Origin of the sequence: Bacillus sp. Y3 (genome assembly GCF_008123875.1) — a bacterium.
In the GTDB taxonomy this organism is placed as follows: Bacteria; Bacillota; Bacilli; order Bacillales; family Bacillaceae; genus Bacillus; species Bacillus altitudinis.
In genome coordinates, this window is the sequence record NZ_VSSC01000001.1 from 661,373 (window position 1) to 678,907 (window position 17,535).

Annotated in this window: 17 protein-coding genes; 5 read left to right on the top strand and 12 right to left on the bottom strand. The window is 42.1% G+C overall.

Annotated features, from left to right (window positions below; all coding sequences use genetic code 11):
• The first annotated feature begins 126 nt into the window (after nucleotides 1–126).
• Together FXF70_RS03380 and FXF70_RS03385 are read left to right on the top strand one after the other, a co-directional pair.
• Entirely contained in the window at nucleotides 127–432 is a 306-nt protein-coding gene (locus FXF70_RS03380; protein ID WP_017360126.1) for a general stress protein, read from the top strand.
• A gap of 126 nt (nucleotides 433–558) precedes the next feature.
• Nucleotides 559–1,368, top strand: coding sequence for a bifunctional hydroxymethylpyrimidine kinase/phosphomethylpyrimidine kinase (locus FXF70_RS03385; protein WP_008343648.1), 810 nt, complete (start codon nucleotides 559–561; stop codon nucleotides 1,366–1,368).
• 46 nt (nucleotides 1,369–1,414) lie between these two features.
• On the opposite strand, the gene FXF70_RS03390 is transcribed toward FXF70_RS03385, so the two are convergent.
• The 6 genes from FXF70_RS03390 to FXF70_RS03415 form a co-directional block, all read right to left on the bottom strand.
• On the bottom strand, nucleotides 1,415–2,491 hold the full coding sequence (locus FXF70_RS03390; RefSeq protein WP_148779830.1) for a chitobiase/beta-hexosaminidase C-terminal domain-containing protein: 1,077 nt from the start codon (nucleotides 2,489–2,491) through the stop codon (nucleotides 1,415–1,417).
• A 154-nt stretch (nucleotides 2,492–2,645) separates the two neighbouring features.
• Nucleotides 2,646–2,900, bottom strand: coding sequence for a hypothetical protein (locus FXF70_RS03395; RefSeq protein WP_008359596.1), 255 nt, complete (start codon nucleotides 2,898–2,900; stop codon nucleotides 2,646–2,648).
• Nucleotides 2,901–3,087: 187 nt separating this feature from the next.
• Complete coding sequence (locus tag FXF70_RS03400; protein ID WP_148779926.1) at nucleotides 3,088–4,545, bottom strand: sucrose-6-phosphate hydrolase; 1,458 nt, start codon at nucleotides 4,543–4,545, stop codon at nucleotides 3,088–3,090.
• 20 nt (nucleotides 4,546–4,565) lie between these two features.
• Nucleotides 4,566–5,954 (bottom strand): sucrose-specific PTS transporter subunit IIBC, encoded by a 1,389-nt coding sequence (locus tag FXF70_RS03405; protein WP_008345474.1) that lies wholly within the window; start codon nucleotides 5,952–5,954, stop codon nucleotides 4,566–4,568.
• Nucleotides 5,955–6,209: 255 nt separating this feature from the next.
• Entirely contained in the window at nucleotides 6,210–7,043 is an 834-nt protein-coding gene (locus FXF70_RS03410) for a PRD domain-containing protein (RefSeq protein WP_026050173.1), read from the bottom strand.
• A gap of 51 nt (nucleotides 7,044–7,094) precedes the next feature.
• A complete protein-coding gene (locus tag FXF70_RS03415; RefSeq protein WP_048001146.1) occupies nucleotides 7,095–7,373 on the bottom strand; it encodes a hypothetical protein in 279 nt (92 codons plus the stop codon).
• Between the two features lie 501 nt (nucleotides 7,374–7,874).
• On the opposite strand from FXF70_RS03415, the gene FXF70_RS03420 reads away from it, so the two are divergent.
• Together FXF70_RS03420 and FXF70_RS03425 are read left to right on the top strand one after the other, a co-directional pair.
• Nucleotides 7,875–10,298 carry a S8 family peptidase gene (locus FXF70_RS03420; RefSeq protein ID WP_048001147.1) on the top strand — a complete coding sequence of 808 codons (2,424 nt, stop codon included), beginning with the start codon at nucleotides 7,875–7,877 and terminating at the stop codon, nucleotides 10,296–10,298.
• Between the two features lie 81 nt (nucleotides 10,299–10,379).
• A complete protein-coding gene (locus FXF70_RS03425) occupies nucleotides 10,380–10,607 on the top strand; it encodes a hypothetical protein (RefSeq protein WP_148779831.1) in 228 nt (75 codons plus the stop codon).
• A gap of 11 nt (nucleotides 10,608–10,618) precedes the next feature.
• On the opposite strand, the gene FXF70_RS03430 is transcribed toward FXF70_RS03425, so the two are convergent.
• From FXF70_RS03430 to FXF70_RS03440, 3 genes are all read right to left on the bottom strand, one after another.
• Nucleotides 10,619–11,623 (bottom strand): LLM class flavin-dependent oxidoreductase, encoded by a 1,005-nt coding sequence (locus tag FXF70_RS03430; protein ID WP_289346073.1) that lies wholly within the window; start codon nucleotides 11,621–11,623, stop codon nucleotides 10,619–10,621.
• Nucleotides 11,624–11,677: 54 nt separating this feature from the next.
• Entirely contained in the window at nucleotides 11,678–12,427 is a 750-nt protein-coding gene (gene nfsA, locus FXF70_RS03435; RefSeq protein ID WP_046344738.1) for an oxygen-insensitive NADPH nitroreductase, read from the bottom strand.
• A 110-nt stretch (nucleotides 12,428–12,537) separates the two neighbouring features.
• Nucleotides 12,538–13,749 (bottom strand): FtsW/RodA/SpoVE family cell cycle protein, encoded by a 1,212-nt coding sequence (locus FXF70_RS03440; RefSeq protein WP_008345489.1) that lies wholly within the window; start codon nucleotides 13,747–13,749, stop codon nucleotides 12,538–12,540.
• A 474-nt stretch (nucleotides 13,750–14,223) separates the two neighbouring features.
• On the opposite strand from FXF70_RS03440, the gene FXF70_RS03445 reads away from it, so the two are divergent.
• Nucleotides 14,224–14,487 carry a spore morphogenesis/germination protein YwcE gene (locus tag FXF70_RS03445; RefSeq protein ID WP_008345491.1) on the top strand — a complete coding sequence of 88 codons (264 nt, stop codon included), beginning with the start codon at nucleotides 14,224–14,226 and terminating at the stop codon, nucleotides 14,485–14,487.
• Between the two features lie 77 nt (nucleotides 14,488–14,564).
• On the opposite strand, the gene qoxD is transcribed toward FXF70_RS03445, so the two are convergent.
• The 3 genes from qoxD to qoxB are packed head-to-tail and all read right to left on the bottom strand — an operon-like array spanning nucleotide 14,565 to nucleotide 17,522.
• Nucleotides 14,565–14,945: a cytochrome aa3 quinol oxidase subunit IV gene (gene qoxD / locus FXF70_RS03450; protein ID WP_148779832.1), complete on the bottom strand. Its 381-nt coding sequence runs from the start codon at nucleotides 14,943–14,945 to the stop codon at nucleotides 14,565–14,567.
• A 1-nt stretch (nucleotide 14,946) separates the two neighbouring features.
• Nucleotides 14,947–15,564 (bottom strand): cytochrome aa3 quinol oxidase subunit III, encoded by a 618-nt coding sequence (gene qoxC, locus FXF70_RS03455; RefSeq protein ID WP_007497820.1) that lies wholly within the window; start codon nucleotides 15,562–15,564, stop codon nucleotides 14,947–14,949.
• Nucleotides 15,564–17,522: a cytochrome aa3 quinol oxidase subunit I gene (gene qoxB / locus FXF70_RS03460; RefSeq protein ID WP_007497822.1), complete on the bottom strand. Its 1,959-nt coding sequence runs from the start codon at nucleotides 17,520–17,522 to the stop codon at nucleotides 15,564–15,566. Before qoxB ends, qoxC begins: the two co-directional genes overlap by 1 nt.
• Between the last annotated feature and the right edge of the window lie 13 nt (nucleotides 17,523–17,535).

Sequence of the window (17,535 nt, forward strand, 5' to 3'; positions counted from 1 at the left end):
TCGGCCTAACTCCTTTAATAGATTCGTCTTTTTCATTAAAACATAAATCGGCTTTCTTCTCATGATATAAAAGACGGTTTGATCGATCGAGAAAATGGGAATTTTTGATGAAAAGGAGTGATGATGATGGAATTTTTCACAGTTGAGAATAGTAAAGAAGCCAAACAGACGATCGAACAGATACAATCAGCAAAGGACGATGTGTTTGTGTTTGCGTATGACCCCGAACGCTCTGATACCGTTACTGAGTACACGGAAGCAAAGAGCATGACAGCTGTCGATCAAGGGATTTTAGATCAAATCGCCAATATCATTCGCACCAGGGATGATGAACTGATGGCCAAAATCATGTCGACCGGCGCCGATCAAGAATTAGCCTTAACGCTTTTAGAGGAGCTGAAAAAAGGGAAATTGGTGATTTGTAAAAGATAAAGAATGAGGCGTTCCATGAAGAGTGGAACGCTTTTTTATGCCGTTTCATTGTGATAAATGGAAAAGCTGATTATAATAAGGGATAGAACAGTAACTGTTACACATCACATTGGAGGTTCAGCAACTATGTCTATGAATAAAGCACTCACCATTGCAGGTTCGGATTCAAGCGGCGGTGCAGGTATCCAAGCAGATTTAAAAACGTTTCAAGAAAAAAACGTCTACGGGATGACAGCTTTAACCGTTGTCGTTGCAATGGATCCTCATAACAACTGGGATCATCAAGTGTTTCCAATCGATACATCAACCATCCGCGCACAGCTCTCAACGATCGTGGAAGGCATCGGTGTAGATGCGTTAAAAACAGGTATGCTACCAACAGTTGACGTCATTGAACTCGCAGCTGAAACGATCAAAACATATGAGCTGAAAAATGTCGTCATTGATCCTGTTATGGTATGTAAAGGTGCGAACGAAGTCCTTTACCCAGAGCATGCTGAAGCATTGCGCGAAAAGCTCACGCCACTGGCGACAGTTATCACACCTAACCTTTTCGAAGCAGGTCAATTAAGCGGCATTGGTGAGATCAAAACGATGGAACAAATGGAAGAAGCCGCAAAACGCATCCATGAACTTGGTGCAAAATATGTGGTCATCACTGGCGGCGGTAAGCTAAGCCCAGATAAAGCGATTGACTTGCTTTATGATGGACAAACCTTCGAACGCCTTGAAACAGACAAGATCGACACAGAGTACACACACGGCGCAGGCTGCACATTCTCAGCCGCAGTCACAGCTGAACTAGCCAACGGCTCAGACGTGAAAGAAGCCATTTATGCAGCAAAAGAATTCATCACAGCTGCCATTAAAGGCTCTTTCCAACTAAACGAATACATCGGACCAACGAAACATTCCGCACATCGTTTGGACAAATAAAACAAAAAAAACCGATCCGCCGCTTGGGTGAATCGGTTTTTTTTGTTTATCGTAAGCTGAGTCTCTGTGCAAATAACCAATCTGTTAAGCCTGGCGTCTCATAAGCAGGCGTCCATGATGCATGATCATACCCATACTTGCTTGCATACTCGGTATAAATCGGTCTTCCACCAGCTTTTTGAATCGCTTGAATTGTATTTCTCGCATAACTGATAGGAATAATGGAATCATCCTCTGCATGAAATGCCCATATTGGCTTGTTCGCTAAAATTCCTGCCTTACTTGGATCTGCACCCCCCGCAATAGGAATCATCGCTGCAAACAAACGAGGATATGTGATGTTTAACTGATACGAGCCAAATCCGCCTTGAGATAAACCAGTCGCATAAATCCTTTTCTGATCAATCTTATAAGAAGTTAACACATGCTGAAGCACTTCATACGCTTTGTGTAAATCTGGTGAAAATTGAAACACATTTGTCAGGTCGATTTCATTTTGCGCGTTTCTTGTTAAAGCAAAACCCCCATCCACAGCATTTCGAGCCTGAGGTGCTAGTACGTATGCAGGATGTTTCTTTTGAACTTCAGGAGAAGCCCATAAGACTGCACCATCATTTGCAAGTAACTGCTTTTGATTATCAGTTCCCCGCTCCCCTCCTCCATGTAAGAACAGGACGAGAGGATAAGCTTTACCCCTCTTATGATTTTTCGGAATGTATAACCGATAAGGCATTCCTTGATATTCAAAAGATAAAAATGATGAGGCAATGTCCTCTCGTGTGACAAAACGATAATTGTATGTAGACGTAGCTAAGCGATGTCTATTTTTGTAAACGCTTACTTTCAAAGTCGTATCGGTATCGATATGAATAGGCTTTGTATATCGCTGACTTTGAGTTGTCGGCTGGCTGCCATCTGTTGTGTAATAAAGAGAAGCTTTTGGCACCTGGGAATGGAGTGCCACCTCTTGTGAGCGATAATATTGACCAGATGGTACGGAGGCAGTAGGTGTAAAAAATGATGTGTGTTGCGTTCGGGCAGATGAAACGGAAGGATGAAGAAAACTCATAGAAAATAGCACAATGATAAAGGTGATCAGACATTTCTTGGTTGCATGGTTCATATCGTTCCTCCTGTATATGCTCAGATGAATTTTTATTTATTTTGTACCATGACAAAAGGAATGTCAACGCTTTCATTTAAATTTCTGAATAATCTGACTAAAATAAAAAAAGCATACCCGCACCCAGGTACACTCTTTCACCATACTTTTTTACCTACTTTTGCTGATCGGATTCTTTCGCCATTTTTCGAATAAAGGCTTCAATGGATTCAACAAATAAGGCATATTCTTTCATTTGTTTATACGTATCTGACAGCTTCTCTTTTAATTCTTCCTGCTCTAGAGAAGGTTCACCGAGAATAGATTGGACTTGAATCAGCAATTCTTTATATTCTTCACGTTTATCTTCAACATGATCTGCCATTGTCTCCAAGCGTTTTCTAGTCGTCGGCTGCTGTTTTGAATTCAAGTAAACAACCCCTTTTTGTCCTACCGCATTTGGATAAACGTCAGCCTCAGCTGTATATATTTTAAAATGATACCATAATTGAACCTGTTATCATATATGTAAAACGTCATCAAACCGCTTTAGGCCAAACTTGTATATACATGATATAGGCTTTAAGATACAGGTTGATCTCACTAGAAAAAGCAGATCATTGATCTGCTTCTTTTTGCAAATGCCACGTCTTCAATTTAAGCTTCGTTTCATTTCTACCACTGATGGAGATTGATTTATTTCCCGGGGAAGGAAAGTAACGTGCAGTAAATACTTCCCGGCCTCCGTTGACAAAAATCTCAATCGATGATGCATCAATAAAGATATGCAGATCCTGTAATTCCTCAATTTCTACTGCACGAACTTCCTTTGTTCGATCTTCAAATCGATCTCGCTCTAACGTTAGTTTGCCTTCATCTTTATCATAAATGATACGAGCAGCAGCACGGATACAGCATTCAAACCCTTTTTGTGTTTCAATTTGATCAATGAATACCTCTGCGCTCGTCATATCTTCAACAGGAATGGAATGAACAGATCGTTTAACGTGAAAAACATGCTCCTGCTCATTTGTCCGCATAGATCGAAGTTCACTTACCGGCTTTTGAATAAGACGTCCTTCATCATCTAAACGAAGCTCTCTCGGAATCGTCAAACAATGGATCCATTGATAAGAAATGGTTGGATGATGCTCTTCCCCTTGATCTGGTACACCCATCCATCCCATTAAAATGCGTCTGCCCGATTCATCTTGAAAAGTCTGCTGTGCATAAAAGTCAAAGCCACGATCCAGCTCCTCAAACGCTCCATGTGTATATTGGTAGGTACGATCATCCAATGTACCAACAAAATAACCAGATTGATGTGTATTGTTGTATTTGAATCCATCAGGCTTCAACCCCTGTGGTGACACGATCAATACATCCTGACCGTCTAATTCAAACAGATCCGGACATTCCCACATGTATCCGAAATGATCTAATCCATTCTTTCCACTGCCTGCAATAATGCCTTGAAACGTCCAATTGTCTAATGTATCAGATGTGAATAAGACAAGATGTCCTTTGAGATCTTCACTTTGTGCTCCAAGGACCATGTACCACTTTCCATTCCGCTTCCACACCTTCGGGTCACGAAAATGTGCAGTGAATCCTGCTGGCAAAGTCGCCACGACACCTTTTTTCTCAAAATGAACTCCATCCTCTGAAACAGCTAAACATTGATATGTCTCACGGTTCCCTTGCTCATCACGGACATTTCCGGTATACATCACATACATACGACCATCGTCAATGACTGCACTGCCAGAATAACAGCCATTTTGATCAAACCAATCACTTGGCGTGAGGGCAGCCTCTTCATGCTTCCAATTCACTAGATCGGTTGATGTGTAGTGACCCCAGAATTTTGCACCATGTCCTGTTTTAAATGGCTGCCACTGATAAAACACATGATAGACTCCCTTCCACTGAATCAATCCATTTGGGTCATTTAAAAGACCAACTGGGGGCATTAAATGGAAGTTCTGACGGTACACATCTTTTTTCACCAAATGCTCATAGTTTCGAATACGATCTGTTACCTTTTGACGAAGTGCTGCGTCCGTTATTGTCATCACTGGTGACCACTCCTTGATTATTTTTCGACTTCTTTGACTTTAAAGATGATGGTAAGAATAAATGAAACAGCAACAGCTATTAACATACCAATAACATAATTTACCACATTTTGTAAACCGAATGGGGCTGCAATGGCAATCATCGGAATCCCTGTTAAACCATAAGCGTTGGCGGCTACCTTCGTGAAGACGACAAACGCCCCGCCTAATGCACCTCCGATCATTGCAGCAATAAATGGCTTACGATAACGAAGATTCACACCGAATATGACCGGCTCAGTAATACCTAAGAAAGCAGAAAATGCTGCTGGTAATGCAATTTCTTTCGTTTTTGCACGCTTTGCTAAGAAAAAGACCGCCAGCCCTGCTCCGCCTTGAGCGACGTTGGACATGGCCCAGATCGGCAGCAAATAATTCCGTCCAATATCATTCAGAAGTCCTGCCTCAATCGCATGGAAGCTATGATGAACACCTGTCAGTACAATTAAAGAATAAGCTCCTCCGAAAATCAGTCCAGCTAAGAATCCTGCATGGTCATAAACATAAGTGAGTGCATTTGAGATTCCTGTACCGAGCATTCTTCCTAGCGGTCCTACAGCAATAAACGTCACAAATCCAGTCACAATCACCGTCACAAACGGTGTCACAAGTAAATCAATACTGTTCGGCACAACTTTTCTTAAATTCTTTTCAATCACGCACATGATATACACAGTCAATAACACGGGAATGACCGTTCCTTGGTAACCAAGAAGAGCAATATCAAAGTTGAATAGATGCATATATTCTGGTTTTGCGTCTGTCAGTCCCCATGGATTCAGCAAGCTCGGGTGAATCATAATGCCCCCAATGACGGCTCCTAAATATGGATTTCCACCAAACTCTTTGGCTGCACTAACCCCAATTAAAATCGGTAAAATGATAAAGGCAGCACTTGAGAACATATCTAGCATTTGGAAGATGGCAGAGCTTGGATCAGCCCATTTGAAGGCTTTCATCATGCCTAATAGGCCCATTAATAAACCGCTTGCTACAATTGCTGGAATGATTGGTACAAAAATATTCGATAGCGTCTTGGCAAAACGTGCAAGTGGATTCATTTTTTGCTTCACGGCTTCATCATGGCTGGCAGGTTTTTGATTCTCGTCGTCTGCCTCAAGACCCGCCTCACGAGCAAAAGGCTCATATACTTTGTTGACAGAACCTGTTCCAAATATGATCTGGAATTGACCCGAGCTTGAGAAGGCACCCTTCACACCCTCAAGTTCTTCAATGGCATCTTTGTCAATCAACGCCTCATCTTTCATCACCAATCGGAGTCGTGTGGCACAATGTGTTGCGCTAATGACATTTTCTTTGCCGCCTAATAATGTTGTTAATTCTTTGGCTGTTTTTTGATAATCCATGTTGTCTCCCCCTTTTTTTAAAACAAAAAAGACCTAAAATTCACTAACGATTAAAGGACATACACGTCCCCTCGTTACGCAAATTTTAGGTCTTGCCTGCCTGACAGTCACAATCCCACGATATTGGTTTTTGATTACGCTTTCATCATAGTATAAGAGCGTGACCTGCGTCAACCTATTTTTTCGAATCAAATGACCCATATACACTAATTAGAGTAGTGTGCATAAAAAAAAGCCTGCGGACAGGCACAACCTTTACACCAATTCGGCATCCTGCAGACGCTGGACATGCAGCGTGATGTAGCCGATCTCCGATTCAGGGAGATGAAGTCCATATTCTTTTTTCAGCAAATCAGCCAGTCCAAGTGCACACCGGTAAGCCGAATCATACTTTGTTTGGATAAAAGTCAGCATGTCATCGTCCATGATTTGAAATGCTTCATTTGATTCCAACCTGCCTAATGCATACCTCAAATGTGTCACAAGCCGCTGATATGAAATACTATCCTCATCAATCGAGCGCTCAAAAACGCTTTCGATATGCTCGATCATTTCTTTGATCATCGTTGTGTATTTGACCGTCTTCTTCATGGACTCCGTATTCATTTTGGCCGTATGAATATGAAGTGCCACATACCCTGCCTCATCGTCCGGCAGGTCAACCCCAAGCCGCTCCTTTACATAACGAATGGCATACTTTCCAATATCATATTCCTGCTTATATAAGACTTTGATCTCACCAAGCAATTTATTATATAGCACAATGCCTTTTTGAACGCGTTCAATGGCAAAGGATAAATGATCTGTCAGTGAAATGTGGATATGATCACTGAGCGGCATCATGAGTTCACCCTCTGCATAACTAATAATATGCTCTGCCACCTCAATATGCGCTTCTGGCAATGTCGCAAGAATTTGTTTGAATTTCTCATTTTCTTCACGCACAACAAAAATCTTCTCTATTTTTTGAACGGGAACGACGTCATTTTTCCCCTTCTGAAAAGCAATTCCGGGCCCCATCACAATTTTCTCCTGATCACCCTCCTTTACAACCACTGCATTGTTATTCAATATTTTATATATCTTCAAGGGGCATCCTCTCCCACAGATAACGTGTCTTATGTGGGATTTTACCCTGTTTCAACTTTTCTGTAAAGATAAGAACGGACCGGCACGAGCCTCTCTCGTTGTCTTTTCATAAAGCATCATCAGACTTTCTTGAAACGGCTTTTCTATCCTGCGCTTCTTTTTCTTTTCATCTGCCAGTTTCTCTAGCTTTCTCTCATTCATCGCAAGAAAGAATCCTCCATCCACTGCTGCCACTTTCACCCCCTGCTTCTTCAGCAGCTCACCAGGATTCACAAGCACATTCATCACAAAACCAAACCATACACTCAACCAGTTCTTCCATTTCTTCACTGAACATCCCTCCGATTTACTTAGAATCTAGCAGTTCTAGCAAATTAACTGTTCCTATCATATCCCGAGAAAAAAGAGAGGTTTGTCACAATCTGGGTGAAAAAACGAACTAGTTTTCAGAAGTTTTGTTGAAAAGTGCAGAAGATGATCATGTTCCACAATGTTTCTATGAAAATTTTATACACACACTATCCCAAAGATAAGCACATCTTATCAACAGGGTTTATCCACATATCAACACCCTCTTACTAGATTTTGTGTATGAGATTTTTTTATTTTCCATATATATATCTGAATAATCGAGTTATCAACAGATTATTGTGCATAAGTGTGACTTTATAAACAAAATAGTTCTTTATGACTATGTAAAATAAGACCATTTCAGTAAAGGAATTGGTTTCATCGTATGGAATACTTAATAACGGGCAGTGAATCTTTCCTATTTATCCACAAAAAGAAAGGCTATCTCCCTAAATACACAGCTAGAAAGGGGAAAATTAATTGAAAAAAGTAATCTCTCGTTCTTCTGTTCTATTGTTCTCCACTATTTTTACCTTATCCACATTCTTTTCAGGTCAGGCTGCTGCCGCTCCATCGAACAAACAGGTGGAACTGGAAAAAGCAGAAATCTTCGGCGAAATCAATGTTAAGTCTAGAAAACACACCACTGTCATTGTTGAATTAAAGGAAAAATCCTTAGTTGAAGCCAAGCAAGAAGGCGAAGCACAAACAAAGGCCTCCCTCAAAAAATCTCGAACTAAAGTAAAGAATGCAGCACTCAAAAAGCTAGATAAAGCGAGTGTTCATCAAGAATATGAAAAAGTCTTCTCTGGTTTCTCTATGAAACTTCCTGCAAACGAAATCCCGAAACTACTCGCAGTTGACGGAGTAAAAGCCGTTTATCCGGATGTTACATATCAAACAGATGAAGTGAAAAAGAAAAGCGTCCAGCTTCCAAATGAGGATGTCTCTCCACTCATGGATAAAAGCGCCCCATTTATCGGTGCACCAAAAGCTTGGGATGCCGGCTACTCTGGAAAAGGAGTAAAAGTCGCTGTCATTGATACTGGAGTAGATTATACCCACCCTGATTTAAAAGGAAACTTCGGATTATACAAAGGCTATGACTTTGTTGATAATGACTATTCTCCACAAGAAACACCAAAAGGAGATCCTAGAGGCGAATCGACAGATCATGGTACACACGTCGCAGGAACAATTGCGGCAAATGGACAAATTAAAGGTGTCGCAAAAGATGCTACCCTTCTCGCCTACCGTGTCCTTGGACCAGGCGGATCAGGAACAACTGAAAATGTCCTAGCAGGCATCGACCGGGCTGTCACTGACGGAGCCGATGTCATGAACCTCTCTCTTGGAAACAGTGTGAATAACCCTGATTATGCAACAAGCATCGCACTGGATTGGGCCATGTCTGAAGGGGTTGTCGCTGTGACATCAAATGGAAACAGCGGGCCAAACAGCTGGACCGTTGGATCTCCTGGGACATCAAGAGATGCTATTTCTGTCGGAGCCACTCAGCTTCCGTACAGTCTATACAACGTGAAATTCCCGAACTATTCAACGGCAAAAGTGATGGGCTACTATCAAGAAAATGATTTAAAAGCACTTGACCAAAAACAAGTCACACTCGTCCAAGCAGGCATCGGTGACGAAAAAGCTTTTGAAAACATCGATGTCAAAGGAAAGGTGGCAGTGATTGAACGTGGAGCCATTGCCTTTGTTGATAAAGTGGACAATGCGAAAGCTGCTGGTGCGATCGGCGTTGTCATGTACAACAATACCGATGGAGAAATCCCTGTGGATGTACCAGGTCTGGCCCTTCCGACGATTAAGCTGTCAAAAGCAGAAGGAACAGCGCTTGTTAAAGCCATTGAGGCTGGTAACAATACAACGACTTTCTCGATTCAATTTGTGAAAGAGTTAAGTGAACAAGTCGCTGACTTCTCATCTCGCGGACCTGTTGTCGATACGTGGATGATCAAACCAGATCTTTCAGCACCTGGCGTGAGTATTGTCAGCACCATTCCGACACACGATCCTTCTCAGCCATACGGCTATGGATCGAAGCAAGGAACAAGCATGGCATCTCCTCATGTAGCCGGAGTAGCAGCGATTATTAAACAAGCAAAACCATCGTATTCTACAGAGCAAATTAAAGCGCTGATGATGAATACAGCAGAAACATTGTATGACCCAAATGGCAGCCCGTTCCCTCACAATACGCAGGGCACAGGCAGCGTTCGAATCATCGAATCACTTCAAGCGTCTTCTATTGTGTCTGATGCAAGCTATTCGTACGGCACTTTCTTAAAAGAAAAGGGCGTTCAAATCAAAACGAAGAAGTTCAAAGTAGAAAACCTGTCAAAAGCACCGAAAACCTATACCATTGATTACAAGTTCGATGGCAACGGCATTAGCACAAACGGCACGAAAAAAATCACAGTAAAAGGGAATTCCACAGGGTCCTTTACTTCCGCAGTACAAGTGAATTATGGAAAAACGAAAAAAGGAACGTACCAAGGCAGTATCACCATTCGCGAAAATGGCAGAAAGGTCACTGAAATCCCTACTTTATTGATTGTAAAAGAGCCTGATTACCCGCGCGTCACTTCGGTTTCCGTAGAGCCGGATAACCGTGCTGGAAGCTATGTTATTAGCAGCTATCTCCCAGGCGGTGCTGAAAATCTTGCATTCCTCGTCTACTCGACAGATGGAGAGTATTTAGGTGAAGCAGGAGTTTATCAACATGTTGATAAAGGAGAGCATCGTGTGAAATGGAATGGCACGATCAATAAAGGACAGAAGTTAGAAGCAGGTGAGTATACAATGCTTGCGTATGCAAGCCTGAAAGGCAAATCAGATACGGTTCAAACGAAAGAACCATTCGATATTTATCCTGAATAAATAAGAATCACATAAAAAGCCTTGTATGAGCCCATCAGCTCAACAAGGCTTTTCTATCATGTATGGAGGAAAGAGAAATTCATGTTGATATGGCTATGGATCGTTTCTTTTATGACGGCTTTTTTTCTCACGATCACCTTGGTTTATTTTTTTACCTTTTTACATACAAAACAGCCTCGTCCTTTTCATCAAGCATGTGAACTGACTGTCTATACCACCTGCATTTATCCGCTTAGCTTGGCGGTGACAGCTGCCTTTATTCTCACCATGATGCTACTCTATCCTTTTTATTGGCTGCGCAAATGGTAAAATGACATACGTTATGCATCAAAAGCTTCTTTTAATAAACGATATGATGTGAGACGGTCTTGTATGTGATGTGTGATGGTCACAGCGATCACTTCATCTGTACGATACGCCTTTGCGAGTGCTGTCAGCTGCTGCTTCACAGAAGATGGTGTGCCAACAACCATTCTCTGTCGATTGGCTGCTACTCTTTTTTGTTCATATGGACTGTAGGAATAGGCCTTTGCCTGTTCAAATGAAGGAAAGCCGCCAAGGTTCTGTCCTTGCTCATTGGCTAATAATGATAAATCTAAGCTGACAGCCAATTTTTCTGCCTGTTCCTCTGTTTCTGCACATAAAACGAAGACCGCAAGACTGACACGCGGCTCATCACCAAATTCCGAAGGTTCAAATCGGCTGATATACTGCGACACAGAGTCTTCTCCGCCTTCTCCATTAATGAAAAGAGCAAACGTATAGCCTGCACCTGCTTTTGCGGCAAGCCGTGCACTTCCTCCAGAGGAACCTAACATCCATACCTCTGGGGCAGTTTCTACTTTCGGAGAAGCGGTCAGGTGAGGCAGCGGATAAAATTCATCGGCTAAATCATGTAAATACACCCTTAATTCTTCTACCTGCTCAGGGTATTGATCACCAAGTCGCTTCCGTTCTCCATGATGAAGGGCAATGGAGGAGATCGGCATACCTCCAGGAGCACGTCCAATGCCAAGATCGATTCTGCCCGGAGCCAAGGCTTCGAGCACTCTGAAGTTCTCTGCTACTTTATAGGCACTGTAGTGGGGAAGCATGACGCCGCCTGAGCCAATACGGATATGTGACGTCACAGCTGATAAATGACCGAGAAGCACCTCTGGACTCGATCCTGCGAGCCGGTTTGAAAAGTGATGCTCTGATACCCAAAATCGATGATAACCCCATTTCTCTGCCTGCTTCGCCAGCTCGACGGTTTGCTTCAGCGCCTCAGCAGGCGTCGCATCTCCAATCAAAGGAGATTGATCCAGTATACTTAATTTCATGATGTCGCACCTCTTACAGAAATCCCCCTCTCTCACTCGAAAGGGGGATTTCCTGATTTATTTTCGATTAAAGCCCTTCTCTTTCACAAAATCTCCGAGGAAGGCACGTTTTGGCTGGCTAAAGCCTCGAAGCATTTGCTCAGACCATGTATCTTTTCTCTCACCGTTTGTTCGTTCTTCATAATATGATGAAATACGATCATCGTATTCTTTTAAATAACGATCCACATGAGCTTCGTCCTGCTGATATGTGTTTTCATGGTAGATCAGCTCAACGGGCAGCCGTTCCTTTTGAGATGATTGATTGGCAGGATGTCCTATGGCCAGGCCGAATAGCGGCAGCACATAGGAAGGCGTTTCAAGTAATTCGGATACTTCCTTCAGCTGATTACGCAGTCCGCCGATATAGCAGATGCCAAGTCCCATAGATTCTGCTGCGACACTGACATTTTGCGCAGCGAGCGCCGCATCAATCACACTGATAAGAAAGGCTTCAGTATTCTCAAGCGCTTCTTGATGGTTTTTCCCTGCTTTTTTTGCGATATAGTCGTGGCGTTTCAAGTCTGCACAAAAAACAAAAAAATGCCCATTCTTCTCAACGTATGGCTGATTTCCAGCCAGTTCAGCAAGCTTCGCCTTCTTCTCCTGATCTGTTACACCAATGATACTATACGCCTGTACATAGCTTGATGTCGAAGCAGCCTGCGCACTTTTGATAAGTGTCAGCACTTCTTCGTCTGTCAGACGCTCATCTGTAAACGAACGGATGGACCGATGATTTAAGATGGTTTCTATCGTTTTATTCAATTCGAAGACCTCCTTCACTCCTACTATCATAAGTCAAATGAACATTGCTTTTCAAAAGTTAGAACTCACGACAAAAAGGCAGCCTACGCTTAGACTGCCCTTTACCCGTTTTATTTAAATAAATAACTTTGATATTTCGTTAACTGAACACTTGCATTATAGGCGATACCAAATCCAATCAGAACTGATAAAACAGAGCTTCCCCCGAAGCTGATGAATAAGAGTGGTATCCCCGTTACAGGCATGACGCCTATGTTCATGCCAATGTTCTGGAATGTATGGATGACAATCAATGCTGTATATCCTACACAGAAAAATGACGCAAACCGGCTATAAGGATGGATACGATCAATCAACACAACAAGCCTGTAAATCAGGAAGAAGAACATGATCACCACAAATGCGCAGCCGACAAAACCAAAGGCTTCCCCTATGATAGAGAAAATCATATCTGTCTGTGCTTCTGGAACATACACTTTTAAGTTTTTAACACCGTTCCCGAAAATTTGTCCTGCCCCAATTGCCATAATGGCTTGCTCGACTTGATATTTATCCGATCCAGATGCATCCTGTGTCTGGGCTTGGTTGGCTGTCGAAGAACTATCAGGCAGCCAAGCGGTAATCCGATTGATCTGATACTGCTGAATCCCGATCTTTTGTGCGAAATCAGGGAATAGAATAATCACGGCTAACACAGCGGCAACTAAGAGCACAACCACTGAACCGATGAGAGAGATCAATTTCCAGTTGACCCCTGATAAAAAGACCATGACAACGACAATAAACATACATACCGCAGCCGTACCTGCATCTTGCAAAAAGATGAGTCCGACTGGTACAGCAGCCACGCCGGCAATTTTTAATAGTAGGAAAATATCATCTTCTAATGTTCGTTTTCCTCTTGGGGTCGCCTTCCCAATGACAGAGGCGAGCATCATAATCAAACCAATTTTCATGAACTCTGAAGGCTGAAATGTTCCAATTCCCGGTAACACAAACCAACTTTTTGCACCATTTTTAATTGGAGCAAAATCATGACCTGCTATTTGTGCAGGAGCAATTTTTAAAAGAATTAAGAGCATAATGCCGCCTATAAAAATATATAGACTTAACTTTTCTAATTGTTCCAGATCGAAGTAATTAATAGCCACAATACAGATGACCCCGACCATGTAGTAAATGATCTGTCTGGTCCATGCATTAGATCCATATTGCCCAAACTGTCCCGCAGCATAAATAGCGATGACACTGATGGCAAAGAAGGCTAAAAATATAAAAATCAAATCTCCCTGATAGTAAGGAGATGTATTCTGCTTGTTCATGAACTAACCACCCTTATTACAAAACATAAAAGCCCTTATTTATATTAGATTGAAATTTTCACAAAAGCAACTCACCTTAAATATGACGGAAGTGACACCTGAAAGGTTCCATTCTAATTTCAAAAAATGAAATACTTTTCATCCTAAAAATAGGAAAAAACTCCTTTCCACTCTATCATGACAACCGATCATAAGTCCTTTAAAAAGATTATTTTACAGATTTTAAGGGGAAAATTCAATGACTTATGTGGCGATATGAAAGGTGAACATCTTGCCAGCATAAGCTTAACTGAGGTATCAAAAAAAACAATTTCTGCGGAATAAGGCCCATTTTCCAATTATTGAGTTTACTTCAAAGTCAATTGTGGTATAATATTTGTAACAAAATGTTCACAATATCTCCTAAAAACAGACACAATTGCATCCTGACCTCTCATTTGAATTGAACATCAACTTACAAAGGAGTTGGATACGATGGATATGTTCTTTGCGTACCTATGTATTGCAACAGCTACACCCCTGTTTTTATGGTTGGAAAACAGAAAGATTGCATTAGCATCTATTCCACCCATCATGATTATGTGGATTTTCTTCGGTCTTTACATGACAAGCAGTTTATCTCCAGCAGGACATACCTTCATGATCGCATTCTTTGCCATTAACGTGATTCTGGCTCACATTGCAGCTTTCCTCATCTATGGCCTTCCATTCATTCGCAAAAGATTCAGCAGCAGATAGATATCGCATCATCAATTGGAAGCGTTATCACAATCAGCATAAAAACCACTCACCTATGAAAGATGAGTGGTTTTTTATTATTTCTCTGAATGCTCAGACTGCTTTGGCGCAGTTGGTGAATAACCGTCTTTGCTGTTCTCTCCGTGGCTGTAGTGAGCCGCGAAGATCCAAACAGACCCGATGACGAAAATGATCGCACAGAACAGACCAAACAAAGTATTTCCGACTTGAACAGTCCCGTTCTCACTCTCTGTCATGTGCATGAACATGAACAGCTGCAAGAATGCTTGAATGAAGGCAAAACCAAAGATAATCCATAGTTTTGCGGAACTGCCAATTTCAGCTCCGATAGCAATCCAGAATGCTAAGATGGTTAGCACAATGGAGAGAATGAAGCCGACTACGTGTTTCCAAGGGAAGTGTTCGTGCTCTGCTGAGGAATGTGTTTTTCCAGCCATATCACAAAAGCCCCCCTAATCCGATCAAGTACACAGCTGTGAAGATGAAAATCCATACAACATCAAGGAAATGCCAGTATAGACTTGAGATAAAGATCTTCGCTGCTGTTTGTGGTGTTAATCCACGTTTTTTAATTTGGAACAAGACGCCCGTAATCCAGAAGATACCGATGGATACGTGTAATCCGTGAGTTCCTAAAAGAACAAAGAATGCAGACCAGTATGCACTTGTATGGATGCTCGCACCCTCATGTACATAATGGAAGAATTCGAAAATCTCAAAACCAACGAAACCTGCACCTAGAAGCAGTGTCAGAATCGTCCAAATGACAACCCCTTTTGTACTTCCACGGCGCATTTCATGAACCGCAATCCCGCATGTAAATGAACTCACCAATAGCAGGAATGTCATGATCAATACAAGCTTCATATCAAATAGCTCAGCTGGCAAAACGCCGCCAGCTGTTCTGCCATGAAGAACAAAGTAGGTCGCAAAAAGTGTTGAGAATAACACGATTTCCGCGCCAAGGAATATCCAGAAACCAAGGATGTTTAAACGTCCTGTTTCAGACTGATATTCAAGCGGTGCATTTGCATAGCTGCTATCATTATGTCCCATTACTTCTGCGCCTCCTTATTCTTTTTCTCTGTTTCAATCACTTCTTCAACAGGAATATAGTAGCCATCGTCATATTCAAATGAACGTAAAATCATTGTTGCGAATACACCGATTAAGCCGATAACGCCAATCCAGTACCATTCAAATACAAGGCCGAATGCACCAAGTCCGAAGAATGCAGACATGATTAGCGGTCTGCCTGAATTGTGCGGCATGTGAATTTTCTTGAATTCTTTTTCAGGATGAACGTCAACATTGTTTTGCTTCCAATGATGGAATGCATCTGGTGTCGTCACTTCTGGAAGTGCTGCAAAGTTATAATGCGGCGGAATTGCAGAAGATGTCGCCCAGTCAAGTGTACGTCCTTCTCCCCAGCTGTCTCCTGACACTTCACGTTTCGCGTGTCTCCAGCTGTAGTAAATGTTATAGCAAAGGATGATGAATCCGATACCCATCATGAATGCACCAATTGTTGAAATAAAGTTTAGTGCAGTCCAGCCATCTTCTGGTCCATACGTATAAATACGTCTTGGCATTCCTTGCAGTCCTAAGAAGTACTGCGGGAAGAAACAGATGTTAAATCCGATCATGAATACCCAGAAGAACCATTTGCCGATTCGTTCGTTTAACTTGTAACCAAACATTTTCGGATACCAGAAAACAAGACCTGCAAAACAAGCAAATACAGTACCTGCGATTAATACATAGTGGAAGTGGGATACTAAGAAGTACGTGTTATGGTACTGGTAATCCGCAGCTGCCATCGCAAGCATAACCCCAGTCACACCACCGATTACGAAGTTCGGGATGAAACCAAGTGCCCAAAGCATTGGGGATGTAAAACTGATACGGCCTCGATACATTGTAAAGAGCCAGTTAAAGATTTTCACACCTGTTGGTACAGAAATCGCCATTGTTGTGATTGAGAAGAATGAGTTAACCGCTGCACTGTTCCCCATTGTAAAGAAGTGGTGAACCCACACAAGGAAACTAAGAACAGAGATTGCCACAATCGATACAACCATCGCTTTGTAACCAAACAACTGCTTTCTTGAGAACGTCGCAAAGATTTCTGAGAAAATACCGAAAGCCGGGAGGATAACGATATATACCTCAGGATGTCCCCAAATCCAGAAAAGGTTCGCCCAAAGCATTGGCATACCGCCCGCTTCGAGTGTAAAGAATGCTGAACCGAATAAACGATCGAATGTCATAAGTGCTAAAGCAACTGTTAAAACAGGGAATGCGAAAACGATAATGACAGACGTGATCAATGTTGTCCATGTAAACATCGGCATACGCATAAGCGTCATACCTTTTGTACGCATTTTTAAGATGGTCACCATGAAGTTAATACCTGTCATTAGTGTACCAATACCTGCAATTTGGAGCCCGAGCAAGTAGTAGTTCTGTCCAGGTCCTGGTGAGAAATCATTTCCGGCGAGCGGCATGTAACTCGTCCAGCCTGCACTTGGTGATCCTCCAATAACGAAGGAAATGTTGAACAGCATTGCTCCGACCATAAATGTCCAGAAGCTCAAGTTGTTCAAATACGGGAATGCTACGTCACGTGCACCAATTTGAAGAGGAACCACGACGTTGATTAAACCAATTAAGAATGGCATCGCCATGAATAAAATCATGATCGTACCATGCGTTGTGAAAATTTCATTATAGTGGTTTGAATCTAAAAACGTATTATTAGGAAGCGCCAGCTGCGCGCGCATCATCAGTCCGTCTACCCCACCGCGGAAGAACATAATCACAGCAGCAAGGATATACATGATTCCAAGCTTTTTATGATCAACTGATGTCAGCCATTCTTTCCAGAGCCATTTCCACTTTTTGAAGTAGGTTAAAACAAACACAATGGCAATGGAAGTAAGAGCGATAGAAATTTGCGCACCAAGAATTAATGGGTCTCCAGTTACAAAAAACTCATCCCATTTTAAATGCATAACGGCCTCCTCC